General features: G+C 32.5%; 15 protein-coding genes. 3 read left to right on the top strand and 12 right to left on the bottom strand.

The annotated features are described in order from the left end of the window. Positions 1–144 precede the first annotated feature (144 nt). Positions 145–495 carry a large conductance mechanosensitive channel protein MscL gene (gene mscL, locus CD036_RS02580; protein WP_103387921.1) on the top strand — a complete coding sequence of 117 codons (351 nt, stop codon included), beginning with the start codon at positions 145–147 and terminating at the stop codon, positions 493–495. A gap of 275 nt (positions 496–770) precedes the next feature. Here mscL and sbcC read toward each other — a convergent pair whose 3' ends face one another. The 8 genes from sbcC to sosA form a co-directional block, all read right to left on the bottom strand. Next, on the bottom strand, positions 771–3,800 hold the full coding sequence (sbcC, locus tag CD036_RS02585) for an exonuclease subunit SbcC (protein WP_103387922.1): 3,030 nt from the start codon (positions 3,798–3,800) through the stop codon (positions 771–773). 3 nt (positions 3,801–3,803) lie between these two features. After that, complete coding sequence (gene sbcD / locus CD036_RS02590; protein ID WP_103387923.1) at positions 3,804–4,931, bottom strand: exonuclease subunit SbcD; 1,128 nt, start codon at positions 4,929–4,931, stop codon at positions 3,804–3,806. Positions 4,932–5,216: 285 nt separating this feature from the next. Continuing rightward, on the bottom strand, positions 5,217–5,681 hold the full coding sequence (locus CD036_RS02595) for a CcdC family protein (protein ID WP_002511074.1): 465 nt from the start codon (positions 5,679–5,681) through the stop codon (positions 5,217–5,219). Between the two features lie 208 nt (positions 5,682–5,889). Next, on the bottom strand, positions 5,890–6,063 hold the full coding sequence (locus tag CD036_RS13100) for a hypothetical protein (RefSeq protein WP_002511073.1): 174 nt from the start codon (positions 6,061–6,063) through the stop codon (positions 5,890–5,892). Between the two features lie 233 nt (positions 6,064–6,296). Continuing rightward, positions 6,297–6,536, bottom strand: a complete 240-nt coding sequence (locus tag CD036_RS02600) for a YneF family protein (RefSeq protein ID WP_172606416.1) — start codon at positions 6,534–6,536, stop codon at positions 6,297–6,299. A 336-nt stretch (positions 6,537–6,872) separates the two neighbouring features. After that, positions 6,873–8,861 (bottom strand): transketolase, encoded by a 1,989-nt coding sequence (gene tkt, locus CD036_RS02605; RefSeq protein ID WP_021458825.1) that lies wholly within the window; start codon positions 8,859–8,861, stop codon positions 6,873–6,875. 80 nt (positions 8,862–8,941) lie between these two features. Next, a complete protein-coding gene (locus CD036_RS02610; RefSeq protein WP_002511063.1) occupies positions 8,942–9,187 on the bottom strand; it encodes a DUF896 domain-containing protein in 246 nt (81 codons plus the stop codon). 85 nt (positions 9,188–9,272) lie between these two features. Further along, positions 9,273–9,506, bottom strand: coding sequence for a DNA damage-induced cell division inhibitor SosA (gene sosA, locus CD036_RS02615; RefSeq protein ID WP_002511062.1), 234 nt, complete (start codon positions 9,504–9,506; stop codon positions 9,273–9,275). A 141-nt stretch (positions 9,507–9,647) separates the two neighbouring features. Here sosA and lexA point away from each other — a divergent pair, with 141 nt between their 5' ends. Then, positions 9,648–10,271 carry a transcriptional repressor LexA gene (gene lexA, locus CD036_RS02620; protein ID WP_002511061.1) on the top strand — a complete coding sequence of 208 codons (624 nt, stop codon included), beginning with the start codon at positions 9,648–9,650 and terminating at the stop codon, positions 10,269–10,271. Between the two features lie 234 nt (positions 10,272–10,505). Here the strand turns inward: lexA and CD036_RS02625 are convergent, their stop codons facing one another. The 3 genes from CD036_RS02625 to rpsN all read right to left on the bottom strand — a co-directional run bounded on the left by CD036_RS02625 (position 10,506) and on the right by rpsN (position 12,969). After that, the gene (locus CD036_RS02625; RefSeq protein WP_103387925.1) at positions 10,506–11,528 is read right to left on the bottom strand and encodes a CAP domain-containing protein; all 1,023 of its coding nucleotides are present in this window, start codon (positions 11,526–11,528) and stop codon (positions 10,506–10,508) included. 9 nt (positions 11,529–11,537) lie between these two features. Then, complete coding sequence (gene guaC, locus CD036_RS02630; protein ID WP_002511059.1) at positions 11,538–12,515, bottom strand: GMP reductase; 978 nt, start codon at positions 12,513–12,515, stop codon at positions 11,538–11,540. Positions 12,516–12,699: 184 nt separating this feature from the next. Beyond that, entirely contained in the window at positions 12,700–12,969 is a 270-nt protein-coding gene (gene rpsN, locus CD036_RS02635; RefSeq protein ID WP_002511058.1) for a 30S ribosomal protein S14, read from the bottom strand. A gap of 321 nt (positions 12,970–13,290) precedes the next feature. Between rpsN and rpmG the strand changes: the two genes are divergently transcribed. Continuing rightward, the gene (rpmG, locus tag CD036_RS02640; RefSeq protein WP_002511057.1) at positions 13,291–13,440 is read left to right on the top strand and encodes a 50S ribosomal protein L33; all 150 of its coding nucleotides are present in this window, start codon (positions 13,291–13,293) and stop codon (positions 13,438–13,440) included. 176 nt (positions 13,441–13,616) lie between these two features. Here rpmG and CD036_RS02645 read toward each other — a convergent pair whose 3' ends face one another. Then, positions 13,617–15,104: a catalase gene (locus CD036_RS02645; RefSeq protein WP_103387926.1), complete on the bottom strand. Its 1,488-nt coding sequence runs from the start codon at positions 15,102–15,104 to the stop codon at positions 13,617–13,619. Positions 15,105–15,212: the final 108 nt, after the last annotated feature.

The raw sequence follows: 15,212 nt of genomic DNA on the forward strand, positions 1-15,212 counted from the left end.
AAATTAATCAAATCGTCTTTAATTAATTTATTTTATTATACAATATAATTTTCAGGTCAAATGTACTTTAAAAAAGTATTTTCATAAATTTATTTATATAGTATAATCAAATTCAAAATAATAGGAAAGGGAGGGAAATTAAAGATGCTAAAAGAATTTAAAGAGTTTGCATTGAAAGGTAATGTACTAGACTTAGCCGTTGCGGTAGTTATGGGTGCAGCTTTCAATAAAATTGTTACTGCCCTAGTTACATATATCATTATGCCTTTAATTGGTTTAATTTTTGGTACTGTTGATTTTGCAGAAAGCTGGTCATTTATGGGCATCAAATACGGTATGTTCGTACAATCAATAATCGATTTCATCATTATTGCATTTGCTCTATTTATCTTTGTTAAAATTGCTAATACACTTATTAAGCAAGAAGACGAAGAGCTTGAAGAAAATACAGTATTATTAACTGAAATTAGAGATATCTTAAAAGAAAAAAATTAATAAAAAAACTGGAACAAATAATTCCAAGTTTCAGACTGTCAACAAAGTCTCTGGCTATGTGGGCAGTTTTTTTATGCACTTTTCCGCAGAATCGGCATAAATCACTGACAATATTACAAAAATCATTTGGTAAAAAAAGCAATATTTTAAGACTTTTAGTAAAAAACTAAACACGTCATTTTTATGATATAGAAAATAAACAAACCCTTCGCAAATTAATGCGAAGGGTTTAACTACGTTCTAAAACTTTAAGCCGTGCTTAATTTCATGTGATGTCACTGTTGCTTAAATTGCGTCACACTTTGATAACCTTCTGTCGTTACCTCTAAAATGAGTGGAATACGCTGTTTTAGCTCACTCACATGTGAAATAATACCAACCATTCGGCCAGTCGACTTCAATCTTAATAATGTATCTAACGCTGTTTCCAATGTTTCTTGATCTAATGTACCAAAACCTTCATCAACAAACATGGAAGAAAGCACTATTCCACCCGCTTCTTGCTGTACAATTTCACTCAACCCAAGTGCTAACGCTAAAGAGGCTTGAAAGGATTCTCCACCCGATAATGACGAAATATGACGTGTTTGATTTGAATACGCATCAAAAACATCTATTTCTAACCCACTATAACCTTGAGACACTTGTTGTCGACGCTTTAATTGGTAGCGCTGATTTGTCATCAATGCTAGACGTTGATTCGCTTGACCTAAAATGCGTTCTAAATAATGGATTAGTACATAGTTTTCTAGTGTTAATTTGTGCTCATTTTTCCCTGCTAGTATTTCTGATAACTGAAAAATTTCTTGTTGTGTATGCAAATAATCATTTAACTCAGCAATTAAATTTTTTATTGCAGTAAATTTCGTTTTATTAAAGTCAACTTTATATTCATGTTGATTTAATTGTGTAGTTATTTGCGTTAATTCTGTTTGTTGTACACTCACTTGTTGTTCTAAGTCATCAATGTTGGCAACTGTTTGGTTTCGTGTCGCTTCTTCTAATTGCGAAACTACAATTGATATAGTTTGTTTTTCTTTTTCAAAAGTATTGATTTCTGTTTCAATTGCCGATTTATTGTTGAGTTGTTCTATTGCTGTTTGGACTTGGGCCATAGTAGTGAACCCAATACGGTGCATTTCTTGTTGTACTTTCTCGTCTGTAGTTTGCAGTTCATCTTTAATATCTTGTAATTGTGCTTCTACATATTTTTTACTATTACGTTCAATATTTAATTGATTTTGACACTTCTGTAAGTCGTTATTTAATTGCTCAACGGTATTATCAAAATTTGTAACATCTTCATTTTGCGCATCAAATGTTTTAACAAAATCAGTCGTATTGGCACACTGCGTTACTCTTTCAAAGTCATTGATTAAAGTTTCGTTTTGTTGATATTGCGCTTCAGATTTTTTCAAATCTAACTCTAAAGTATGTGCTTGTTGTTCTAATTGTTGTAATTGTGTTCGTTGATTTTGAATATAAGTATTACGTTGTTTTGCCGCAGTGCGTTGATCTTGAATTTGAGTAAGTTGTTGCTCTAATTCAGCAATATCATACGTTTCATCCATATTTACAGGGTTAGCTGTTTGTTGTGTTGTCAAATGCTCTAATGTTGTTGTATGTTGAATAATTTGCTCCTTACATTGTTGCATACTATGTTCTAGCTTACTTAATTCCTGTTGACGTTTGCTTAAATTTTCAAAATCTATGTGTTGCGCTAGGTCATGTACTTCATTACCACATACTGGACATGTATCACCTATATTTAAAATAGTTTGAATTTGTGCAATCGCTTCTTGTTTATTACTAAATTGTAAATTGACTTGATCAATGTCGTTATAACTTGCCGTCAACTGCGCTAATTGTCGCTCTTGAGCTTTCAATTTAGCTTGTTGCTGCTCAATTTCTTCTTGATTTTTAATATATTGTTGTTTTGCCGTTTCGTTACGTTGATATTCCTTAATTTGATTAGTTAACTCGTATATTTGTTGGTCAATTTTTTCAATAGCCTCATAGTCCGGTTGCTCATCTTTTAGTTCATTGTGTAACTGCTCAATCCGCTCTTTAACTTCCGTCAATTGTTGACTCTGTTCATTATATACTTGTTGAATGTCTGTAATTTGATTATATGCTGTTTTATATTTCTCGATGTGCTGATAAAACATTTTAGTATTAGATAAAAATTGGCGTTGTTGTTCTATTGTTTCACTGTGATTTTGTTGTCTATCATAGTGTTGTTGTAACTCCGTTTGCTCTTGTACCAACTGTCCTATAGTTTTTTCAACTTGATATAATTGTTGTTCTGTTGCTAGCCGTTTTTCATCCAGTGTTTTTTTATTTTCAATTAAATTGGCTAATGGTTTGACTTCATTTAATTTTGTTAATGTTTGCTTTAAATCTTCAATTTCAGGTTCTCGTTCATTTAACTTTGCTAACTCGGCTTGATTTTGCTGAAGTTTGTGGAAATTATCTTGCAGTTGTTTATTATGCTCGAGTTGCTGTTGTATTGATTCTAATTGTTGTTGCTGCGATTGTTGTTGTTTTGTTAACTGCTCCAATAGTTGGTTTCCAGTGCGCTCAAATTCAGGTATAACTTTCAATAATTGTTCCGTTTGTCTCACAGGAGTTGCTTTATGTTCTTGTAAAGAAGCATCGTTAAATGTTTCAATATCATGCCAATAATTCTCAAGTTGGTCGAAATTTCGTTCTATTTGATCACGACTCTCTTTAACATCATCAGTAAGTTGCTTTTGAATCATTTCAAAACGTTGACTATCAAATAAAGTTCTCAAAATTTCCTGCTTCTCTATGCTCTTTGATAATAGAAATCTTTTAAATTCACCTTGTGGCAAAATAAACAATTGTCTAAATTGCTCTGCATCTACCCCTAATAAACCTTTGAGCATTTGATTACCTGCAGTAATTTTACTTTCTCTTAATTCATAACCATCTTCAATGTATTGAAATATATCTAATTGGCCATTTGTCTTGCTCACATTGCCTTCTTTATAAAATGCACCTTGTCGTTCCACCTTAAAATAAGAGTCACCTAATTTAAATTCAAATACGACAGTCATTGGCGATTTACCATCTGCAAAATGACTTCTTAAATCTAACTCTTTGCGCCCCTTAGTAGAGGCTTCTCCAAACAAAGCATAGACAATAGCATCGAAAATCATCGTCTTACCCGAACCTGTTTTACCACTTATTAAAAATAATTGGTTTTCATGTACGTTTCTAAAATCTATATATTCATTTAAAAACGGACCAAAATTGGTTAAAGTTATTGAAATTGGTCTCATCTTTTATTCTTCTCCTTCCAACAAGTCATTGAGTAATTGCACTATTTTTTTATGTTGTAGCTCTGATAGTGTCGAATCAGTCATGCTTTGATAAAAGTTATTAATAATCTCTGAATCATTGAGTTCACGAAGTTCAGTATTATTTTCAACACTTGCCGTTTCAAAGTTAAACGACACATTTGTGAGTGATAATGTATTAGGATATATTTGTTTGAGATGCATCATCGGATCAGTCACATGCGTCATATTTTTCAACTTAAAATGAATATAATTTTCTTTATTTTTCAGAGGAATAATTTCTTGTATTGCTGCTTCGTAATCACCTTCTACAACTTCCAATTGCCGTTTAGGCTCTAACGGTATAAATAATTGCTGTTGTTCCATTTCATCAATCAATAACATTCGATAGCCTTTAGGCTGATTAACTTCTGAAAATGAATATTGTAATAACGAACCACTATAATGGATAAACTCTGAATCGATACTAAACGGATGATGTAAATGACCTAACATAACATAATTAAATGGTGCAAAAACATCCTGTTCTACCGACTCAACTGTGCCAATAGAAATTGGTCTTTCAGAGTCTGAACGTGTGCCACCTTGAACCGTCATATGTCCTATTAATACATTAAATTGTGATGTATCTAAATTTTCAGCCATATAAGTGATGCAACTTTGTGTAGCAGCTTGATGCGTCGTAATAGTTTTATCATCAAAGAAAGCTTGTACTTCACTTATGGTTGCAAATGGTAAACAATAAAAATTTACATTTCCTATATTGATAGGTGTAGCCATAGTAGCTAACTCTGTTCTAATATACATTTGTGACTTTTCGAACCATTTAGCACCATAATTAAGTCGCTCTTTGCCATCATGGTTACCGTTTGTCACAATCATAGGTATTTGCATATGTAAGTTTAATTGGTTAATTGTTTCTTCAAATAACATAATCGCTGCTTTACTTGGATAACTCGTATCATATACGTCTCCAGCAATAACTATTACATCAGGCTTCTCTTTTTGCATTGCTGCTACAAATTCATCTAATATATAAGCTTGGTCTTCTAATAATGACTTGCCATTTAAAATTCGTCCTAAATGCCAATCAGCAGTATGTATAATTTTCATTTTAGTCATCCTTTTTTACAGAACGCACGTTCTATTGTTTGTTAATAGTTTATCATACCGTTTATAAAAAGAAAAAGGGAGTGGTAAGAAATCTAAGTTTTATTAACAAGATTTCCTCGTCCCACTCCAACATCGCTAAGCAGAATTGAAAAGCATAATTGAAACGGATTTTTTAGTTCAATTATCATCTGACAATAAGAAAAGAGGCTAGGACAAATCCATTTTGTCCTAGCCTCTTTTTATTAACTTACAAATACTTGTTTACCGCTAAAGTTTCATAGCTATTTATACAAGGTTACGTTTTACTTTTTTAAATTTATATAGCATTGCTAGTCTCCATGGCACAATCATACAAAAGGCAAGTAAGAAAAACATACCTGCAATTTCACCTGGATCAATTTGACTACTAACAAATACTTTAATTATTGTTCGAATCAGTAATAAAGTAATTAAAATAATGGGAAAGGCTTTAGATCGTTTCATATAAATTTGATGGCCATCTGTTTCAAAGCGTGACGTCCATATTAGAACGGTCGAAAACAATAAACCTAAAATAATACATTCAATAATTTCAAGTCCTGACAATCTAAAGTAAGGTATCACATACATTAACGCACCAGTTGCCATGAAAAACGGAGGTAAAATGATTTTCTTTTCGTTAACAGGAAATTGTTGCGCTTTCATTCTTATAACTATTACACCTATGCCCATTAAAAAAGCAACGACAATGGAGAAAACTAAATATAACACGACGACACCTTCTTTTATATTTTACAAATATCACAAACGATATTATAACATTCCCTCTATAGTTATTCATCATTTTGTCTTAAATTATAGCGCTGCCAAACAATAATCGCCACAAAAATTACATAAATTCAATTACCAGCTATATTTGCTCATTTAAGACAAAAAAATAAGCCTTTTTCAAGGCTTATTCCCAAATCAATCCTGACAATTACATTGGAACTGATGAGTTTAAATTGTTTAACAAATGTCTCAAATAAGTCATGTCTTGTGTTTGGATTGCTTTGTTATATTGTAAAAATTCGTCATTATTGCAAAAATTAATATGTGCACAAGCTAATCTATCCAAGACTTCTTTGTCTTCCATATCATATGCATCTTTCATTAATTTTCCCCCTTCTATGTTTGATATTATATAATAATTGTAAATTATGTGCAAATAGTTTGTCGGAATTGTGCGAATATTACAATAATAATACCATCATTCTACAATAAATATTTCTTTATATTGGTTTTATATTTTATATGTTCCATAACCAAAACACATTAGGTTTGGCAACATAAATAAAGAGCGGATAACTTACGTTCGACAGTAGTTATCCGCTCTTTAATGGTCTATTATTTAGACTTCTTCATGTTTGAGTCCATATTTTTGTTCATCATTGTCATCATTTGATTTACTTTCTTTTGCGATGGTTTTTGACCCATTTGCATCATCATCATACGAAGCATTTCTTCATTAATTGGTGGGTTCTTTTTGAAATAATCCATCATATATTTTCTTGCTAAGAAGAAACCACCTACTAATCCAACGATTAGTGCTATTACGATTAATAAAACTGCTAACCAAACTGCCATTGTTTCACCCACTTTCCTATCCTAATGCATTTTACTAAATTAAATGTTTAATTTCAAGGAAGTTTAGCTTCAAACTCCTGTAACCTTATGTATTATATCAATATTAAATTCACTTTGTAAATACACTTACAAGAACATAAGTTCAACCACTAATTTAGCTTTAATTTATGTAACTTTCAATAGAAAATGACATGTTAATTTACTGTACACTTAAAATTTTTTGAGTCATGATAAAAACAACATGACTTGAAGCATGTTTATCCATCAACATTTTGTAATGATAAAATTAAAGGCTAGGACACCTTAATGTCCCAGCCTTTACATAACTACAAATTATTAAAATGTTTGAATTTGATTTAACACATTCTCTTTAGTGAAACCGTATTTTTCTACGACTAAGTCACCAGGAGCACTAGCACCAAATGTATCAATACCGATAACTTTACCTTCAGTACCAACATATTTATGCCAGCCTAGAGAAGATGCCATTTCAATTGCAATACGTTTTGTAATTGATGATGGGATTACTGATTCTTTATACTCAGCTGATTGTTGATCAAATGCGTGCCAGTTAGGCATAGAAACTACTCGTACACCTTTACCTTGTGCATCTAAATCTTTAGCTGCATCAACTGCTAAGTTTACTTCTGAACCAGTCGCTAATAATAAGAATTCAGCATCTTTTTCTGATTCATAAACTACATACGCACCTTTACGTACGCCTTCTTCAACAACTGCTTCTGGTAAGTCTAAAGCAGTTAAGTTTTGACGAGTTAATACAAGTGAAGTTGGTGTGTTTTCTGACTCTAATGCAACTTCCCAAGCGACACGTGTTTCATTTCCATCAGCTGGACGAATCACATTCATGTTAGGAATCGCTCTTAAACCTGCTAATTGCTCTACTGGTTCATGTGTTGGACCATCTTCACCTACAGCAATTGAATCGTGTGTGAAGATAAATGTTGAATTTAAGCCCATAATTGCTGATAGTCTTAGTGCTGGTTTTAAGTAGTCACTGAATACGAAGAATGTTGCACCATATGGATGTAAACCACCGTGAGCAGCCATACCATTCACTGCAGCACCCATTGCGAATTCACGTACACCAAACCAAATATTTTTACCTTCAGGTGTTTCCGGAGTAAAGTCAACTGCTTCTTTAACATTTGACTTGTTTGAACCAGCTAAGTCAGCTGAGCCACCGAAGAATGATGGTACGCTTTGACTGATTGCTTGAATTACATCACCTGAATCAGCACGAGAAGCACCACTATGACCTGCTTCATATTTAGGTAACACGTCTTTATAATTTGTTGGTAATTTACCACTAATAGCTAATTTAAATTCTTTAGCTAATTCTGGGTATTTTGAACTATATTCTTCTACTAAGTTGTTCCAAGCTTCTTCATTTTCGTTTGCACGTTTTAACATTTGAGTTTGGAAAATTTCATATACTTCTTCTGGTACGAAGAAACGTTTTTCTGGATCTAATCCGTAATTTTCAAATGCTAATTTTCTTTCGTCTTCACCTAGTGGTGCACCATGAACGCCATTTGTATCTTGTTTATTAGGCGCACCATAGCCGATAATTGTTTTCACTTCAATGATTGTTGGTTTATTACTAGATTTAGCATCTTCAATTGCTTTGTCAATTGTTTCTAAATCGTTACCATCTTTAACAAAGATATGTTCCCAACCATAAGCTTCGAAACGTTCTTTTACATTTTCAGAGAATGCTTTATTTAACTCTCCGTCCAATGAAATATCATTGGAATCATATAAAACAATTAATTTGTCTAATTGATTATGGCCTGCAAATGATGCTGCTTCATGAGAAATACCTTCCATTAAGTCACCATCTGATGCAAGAACGTAAGTGTAATGATCTACAACGTTAGCATCTTCTTTATTAAATTTACCTGCTAAATGTTTTTCTGCTAAAGCCATACCTACTGACATAGCAAAACCTTGTCCTAGTGGACCTGTAGTAACTTCGACACCATCCGTATGTTTGAACTCTGGATGACCAGGAGTTTTAGAACCCCACTGTCTAAATTGTTTTAATTCTTCTAATTCTAAACTACCTGAAACATGTAATAAACTGTAAAGTAATGCAGAACCATGTCCTGCAGACAATACGAATCTGTCTCTGTTAAAGAAATCTTTTGATTGAGGATTAAAATTCAAATGGCGTGTCCATAAAGTGTATGCCATTGGAGCTGCGCCCATTGGTAAACCTGGGTGGCCTGAATTTGCTTTTTCAATAGCATCAATACTTAAGGCTCTTATTGTATCAATCGCTAGTTGGTCTTTTTCATTAAACATCTAATATGACTTCCTTTCTTAAATAGCATGATTCATATATTATTATAACTTATTTAACTTATAATTAACAAAAAATTAGATTATCTTTTATCTTGGTCTTTTTCATCCAATACTTTTTTGATTTTATCTGGCGTCACATCGTTTCCTTCTGGATCAATGACCCTTGTACTTTCTAATTGCTGCTTAAAGCCTTTTCTAAACGATTCTAAATAAGCTTTACGTAATTTAGATTGTTCCTTCGCTTCTTTTTCAGTTAGCCCTTGTGCTTTTTTCTTTCTAGCTAATTCATTAATTCTATTAATATCTACACCATTTGATTCAGTCATAATAACCTCCATAGATTTATATCATATAAATTTTAACAAAAAAAAGAGCGGAACTAAATGCATTCGCTCTTTTTTATCATTCTAATTATTTAATTACTGCCATCGTTTGGTTCGATGCTTGTTCGCTATTTAAATCTTGTTGTAATTGATTATTATTTTGTTCTTTGTGCTCTGTAGTTATTTTATGATCAGTCATTTCGTACGTTTGTTCTCTATTATTATTTATATCTGCCGTTAGTACAAATATAGTACATAACAGCATCGTAGTAACAAGTATTAATAAATATGTTTTGATTTGTGACATATAGATAGAATTCATATAGTATCTCTCCTAGAACATTTGTTTGTACAAACACTTTAACAGAACACGTGTTCTTAGTCAATACAAAACGAACAAACGTTTGTAACAAATTTCAATTCATGCTATAATTGGATTAAATTAAATTAGGGAGTGCCTATTATGAGAGAATTAACAAAACGACAAAATGAAATTTTCGATTATATAAAGCAAATCGTGCAATCCAAAGGTTATCCACCAAGTGTTCGTGAAATTGGAGAAGCTGTCGGTTTAGCTTCTAGTTCAACTGTTCATGGTCATTTATCTAGATTAGAAGAAAAAGGCTATATCAAACGTGATCCTACAAAACCACGTGCAATAGAAATTGTCAGCGACCAACTTGGAGAACCAATAAATAACGAAGATACAATTCACGTACCAGTTATTGGTAAAGTCACTGCCGGCATACCGATTACTGCAGTGGAAAATGTAGAAGAATACTTCCCTTTACCAGAACATTTTACTTCTACACATAACAGCGATATTTTCATTTTAAATGTTGTTGGAGACAGTATGATCGAAGCTGGTATTTTAGATGGCGACAAAGTGATTGTGCGTAGTCAAACAATTGCAGAAAACGGAGATATTATTGTAGCTATGACAGAAGACAATGAAGCAACTGTTAAACGATTTTATAAAGAAAAAACGCGCTATAGATTACAACCAGAAAATAGCTCAATGAACCCAATCTATTTAAATCAAGTTTCTGTACTTGGTAAAGTGGTCGGATTATTCCGTGAAATGTAATAGTCTCCAAGCACTCTCATTCAGCACTATTTAACATAATAACTTGTAATCACACATACAAACTAAGAGGCTATGCCGTCACGGCATAGCCTCTATTTTGTATCTTTATCTTCTTTTTTGTCTAGAACTTCTTTTACTCGTTCTAATATATCTTCCGATTTATGTTTTTCATGTATTGTCATTAGCATCTCATCCTTACCTTTATAAGATACCCTAACATTTCATCACCAAACATTAGTTAGTATAGTTTTCCGTCCAATAAGGTTGACGCTCATTATTAAAAGCGACGCCTACTCCTAACTCATTATAACTAGAACGTAAGATATTTTTTCTATGTCCTAATGAATTCATTAAGCCTTCGTGTGCATAAATACTATTCATTTGACCATAAGCTAAATTTTCGCCTGCAGCATTAAATTTAATATCATCAGCTTTCAAACGATCAAATGGGGATTCATCATCTAAGTTGGTATGATCAAAATAATCATTCTCCGCCATATCTTTACTATGTTTTCTTGCTGTATCTGAAACATCACTATCATAATTCAATGTAGATAATTGATGTTGTTTTCTTTCAGCATTTACAATTTCAAAGTTTTGGCGTTCAAAACCTTCTTTTAATGCTTCAGATGGTGCACCATATTGTCCTTGCAATCGTTGTTCAAGCTGATCACTTACCAATAGTATTGCTGTTAAAGCATTATCTTGATGTTTATCATAGAATGCCGTTGTATAGATTTGATTTTCATGAAATGTGTCATATTCATCATTCTCAATTTGGTATCTAACATTTCCTTTTTTCTTTTCAGTAATTGGTTCTCCTAATCTGTCTCTTACGACATCTTTAGGTGTACCATACTTGATTTTTGACTGTGATGTAATTGAATTTTGATTCGTATAAAGTGCATTGACTTTGTCGTCTAAATAACTGACCATCACAAAGTTACTATAATCACCAGTATAATAAGTATGCCAACTCGTACCATATTCATTGGAAGTTACACTCTTAGCTTCTCCAAATTTATTTTCAACGTCTGCTTTATCCATATTCATTTGAATATTACTTAAAGCAAATTGTTGTTCACTTGGCACTTTGAGTGACTTCGTAGATGATGACTGATTAGTTTGCCAAGCATTAATTTTTGTTTTGACCTCTTGTTGAACGTCTAACATAAAGGGTGACTCTTTTATTGGCACAATCAATACTATGCATAAAAAAATTAAACTATATAATAATATTTTTCTAATCTTCATCACCTACGTATTTTAATCTCTATCACCGTTAAAGATAGAATTACGCACAATCACATAATCTACTTTTCGTAACGAATTCAAATCTTTACCGCCTGCATAAGAAATTGAACTCTGTAAATCTTGTTGCATTTCAATTAGAGTATCTTGTAGTGAACCTTTGTGTTCAACAAACATTTTTTTACCTTCAACATTTTTATGTTCACCTTTTTGATATTCCGAAGCACTACCAAAATATTCTTTGTATAACTTACCTTCAAGTTCTACTGTTTCTCCTGGAGATTCTTCATGTGCTGCAAAAAGAGAACCAATCATAACCATAGATGCTCCAAAACGCATAGATTTCGCTATATCACCATGCGTTCTAATACCACCATCAGCAATCATCGGTTTACGCGCTGCTTTACTACAATGGTTTAAAGCAGCTAATTGCCAACCACCTGTACCAAAACCTGTTTTAATTTTAGTGATACATACGCGTCCAGGTCCAATACCTACTTTTGTAGCATCTGCACCAGCATTTTCCAATTCACGAACGCCTTCAGGTGTTCCAACATTTCCTGCAATGACAAATGTCTCAGGTAAATGCGTTTTAATATGTTTTATCATATTAATGACCGAATCGTTATGACCATGTGCAATATCAATTGTAATGTATTCAGGCACTAACGCTTCAGCTGCTAACTGTTTTACAAAATCAAATTCTGGTGCCTTTACTCCGACAGAAATTGAAGCAAATAGACCTTTATTCTGCATTTTTTTAACAAATGGAATACGTGCCGCTTCGTCAAAACGATGCATTATATAAAAATAGTCTTGCTCCGCAAACCATTCCGCTAACTCTTCATTCATAACTGTTTGCATATTTGCTGGTACTACAGGCAACTTAAAAGTTCGCGGTCCAAATTTAATTTCTGTATTACATTCAGAACGGCTACTCACAATACATTTATTTGGTATCAATTGCACATCTTCATAATCAAAAATTTTCATAATAATATAAAACTCCTAACATTTATAATAAAACATAAAACTAATGGTAAGTTTTTACAGTATATAACATCTCATTCACTCATCTTTCGATAATGAAAACGTTTTTTCACGAACAATATTACTGTATTACCATTAGATAATATACAATGTTTTACTTTAAATGTAAACGGACTTACGTCTTAAATTACCAACTAGATTTTTTCACACCAGGAATTTGACCTTTATGTGCATGTTCACGAAATGCAATTCTAGACATTTCAAATTTTCTCAACACACCTCTAGGTCTGCCACTAACCTTACAGCGTCTTGTTAAACGTGTTGGTGATGAATCTCTTGGTAATTTTCGTAAAGCTTCATAGTCACCTTTTGCTTTTAATTCTTTACGCAAGTCATAATATTTATTAACTAATGCTTCTCTTTTTTGTTCTTTTACTACTTTAGATTTTTTTGCCATATAACTTTCCTCCTACAAATCGTAATAATTACGTTTTAATAATATCACATCATTCTTAAATATCAAGTGAAAGTTTTTATCTATAATTACAATCCAAAACCAAGCAGACATTTACTTGTTATTTATAATAGTAGATTTATGATCTTTGTCTGTCTTAACTTAAATGATACTAACATCGTCCAATTAATTGTTGGTGTATCATTAAATCATTATCTTCAATATCTTTGTGACCTAATAGCACGTTTTTCCCTTGCGCAACAATGTGACATATGCTAAAATTTTAAATCGTAAGTATTCCTAATTGTAGAAAGGGTGTTAACTTTGCGCGTAAATATTACATTAGCTTGTACAGAATGTGGCGATCGTAATTATATTAGTACTAAAAACAAACGTACAAATCCTGAGCGTATCGAAATGAAAAAATATTGCCCAAGATTAAATAAATATACATTACATCGTGAAACAAAATAAGTAATTCTTATCTTTTGAATACGACAAGCATTACCAATCATCACTTCGGTGATGATTTTTTTATTATAAAAAAACAAGTGTGTAATCAAATTATGTCATTTTTGATTACACACTTGCTATAAAATATATCTAATCTATAAAGTTCTAATGTTAAATGTAATTTACAACTTTACTACTTAATCTTTCGCTTCAAGATCAACGTCTGCAATATCTATGCCTAACGCTGCTGCAACACCTTTACCATAATTTTCATCTGCTTTATAGCAATGACGAATATGACGGTGTTGAACTTCTAGAGTTGTTCCTTCCATTTCATTAGCTGTATTTACAAACATACGCTCTTGTTGCTCGGGAGATTGTAGTCTAAATAATTTTCCTGGTTGTTCGAAGTAGTTGTCATCGTCTTCTCTGAAGTTATGTTCATAAGCAGTACCTTCTACTTCTAATGGTGGTTTTTTATATTGCGGTTGATCTTCAAATGCACCTTCGCTATTTGGATAGTAATGTGGTCTACCGCCTTGGTTATTATCTAAAATGCGCATTTGACCATCTCTACTGAATGGGCAAATATTTTCAACTCCAACACCTTTAGGTTGATTTACTGGGATTTGCCAATGGTTTGCGCCTAATCTATAACGTTGTGTGTCTCCATAAGAGAATAAACGCCCTTGTAACATTTTATCTGGTGAAAAATCTAATCCGGGAACGATATTAGTTGGTGCAAATGCAGCTTGTTCTACATCTTGGAAATAGTTATCCGGATTACGATTTAATTCAAATTCACCAACTTCAATTAATGGATAATCTCCTTTGTACCAAACTTTTGTTAAATCAAATGGATTATCTTTATGCTTTTTAGCTTGTTCTTCTGTCATTACTTGAATATACATTTTCCATTTTGGATAATCTTTATTTTCTATCGCTTCAAATAAATCGCGTTGTGAAGATTCTCTATCATAAGCAATAGTTTGAGCTGCTTCTTCTGGTTGTAAATTTTCAATACCTTGTTGTGTTCTATGGTGGAATTTCACCCATACACGTTCACCTTTATCATTATACATTGAATACGTATGAGAACCAAAGCCATGCATATTTCTAAATCCTTTAGGAATACCACGATCAGTCATTAAAATTGTCACTTGATGAAGTGCTTCTGGTAATGATGTCCAAAAGTCCCAATTATTTTGAGAACTTCTCATATTTGTTCTAGGATCACGTTTTACTGCGTGGTTTAAACTTGCAAATAATTTAGGATCTCTAAAGAAGAATACTGGCGTATTATTACCTACTAAATCCCAGTTCCCTTCATCTGTGTAAAATTTCAATGCAAAGCCACGAATATCACGTTCTGCATCAGCTGCACCACGTTCACCTGCAACCGTTGAAAAACGTGCGAACATTTCAGTTTGTTTACCTACTTCAGAAAATATGCTTGCACACGTGTATTTAGTAATGTCATTTGTTACTGTGAATGTGCCAAATGCACCTGAACCTTTAGCATGCATACGTCGTTCAGGTATAACTTCTCTATCAAAATGTGCCATTTGTTCTAAAAAATACCAGTCTTGCATAAGTAAAGGGCCTCTTGGTCCTGCTGTCATACTATTTTCTCTGTCAGATACTGGTGTACCAAAAAGACCTGTCAATTTTTTACGTTCGCTCATACGAATAACCCCCTATTTGTTCAGATAATAATAATTATTATCTACTACATATTTTAATGTATACCCTATGTTCAAATCAATAAAACCACTATTAAAAATCGCATTTTT

The sequence above is a fragment of the Staphylococcus arlettae genome (assembly GCF_002902345.1).
In the GTDB taxonomy this organism is placed as follows: domain Bacteria; phylum Bacillota; class Bacilli; order Staphylococcales; family Staphylococcaceae; genus Staphylococcus; species Staphylococcus arlettae.

Bases quoted from the DNA above. Each gene is read 5' to 3' on its own strand.
- mscL (WP_103387921.1), top strand. From the start codon at position 145: ATGCTAAAAGAATTTAAAGAGTTTGCATTGAAAGGTAATGTACTAGAC.
- sbcC (WP_103387922.1), bottom strand. From the start codon at position 3,800: ATGAGACCAATTTCAATAACTTTAACCAATTTTGGTCCGTTTTTAAAT.
- sbcD (WP_103387923.1), bottom strand. From the start codon at position 4,931: ATGAAAATTATACATACTGCTGATTGGCATTTAGGACGAATTTTAAAT.
- CD036_RS13100 (WP_002511073.1), bottom strand. From the start codon at position 6,063: ATGAAAGATGCATATGATATGGAAGACAAAGAAGTCTTGGATAGATTA.
- CD036_RS02600 (WP_172606416.1), bottom strand. From the start codon at position 6,536: ATGGCAGTTTGGTTAGCAGTTTTATTAATCGTAATAGCACTAATCGTT.
- tkt (WP_021458825.1), bottom strand. From the start codon at position 8,861: ATGTTTAATGAAAAAGACCAACTAGCGATTGATACAATAAGAGCCTTA.
- CD036_RS02610 (WP_002511063.1), bottom strand. From the start codon at position 9,187: ATGACTGAATCAAATGGTGTAGATATTAATAGAATTAATGAATTAGCT.
- sosA (WP_002511062.1), bottom strand. From the start codon at position 9,506: ATGAATTCTATCTATATGTCACAAATCAAAACATATTTATTAATACTT.
- lexA (WP_002511061.1), top strand. From the start codon at position 9,648: ATGAGAGAATTAACAAAACGACAAAATGAAATTTTCGATTATATAAAG.
- guaC (WP_002511059.1), bottom strand. From the start codon at position 12,515: ATGAAAATTTTTGATTATGAAGATGTGCAATTGATACCAAATAAATGT.
- rpsN (WP_002511058.1), bottom strand. From the start codon at position 12,969: ATGGCAAAAAAATCTAAAGTAGTAAAAGAACAAAAAAGAGAAGCATTA.
- CD036_RS02645 (WP_103387926.1), bottom strand. From the start codon at position 15,104: ATGAGCGAACGTAAAAAATTGACAGGTCTTTTTGGTACACCAGTATCT.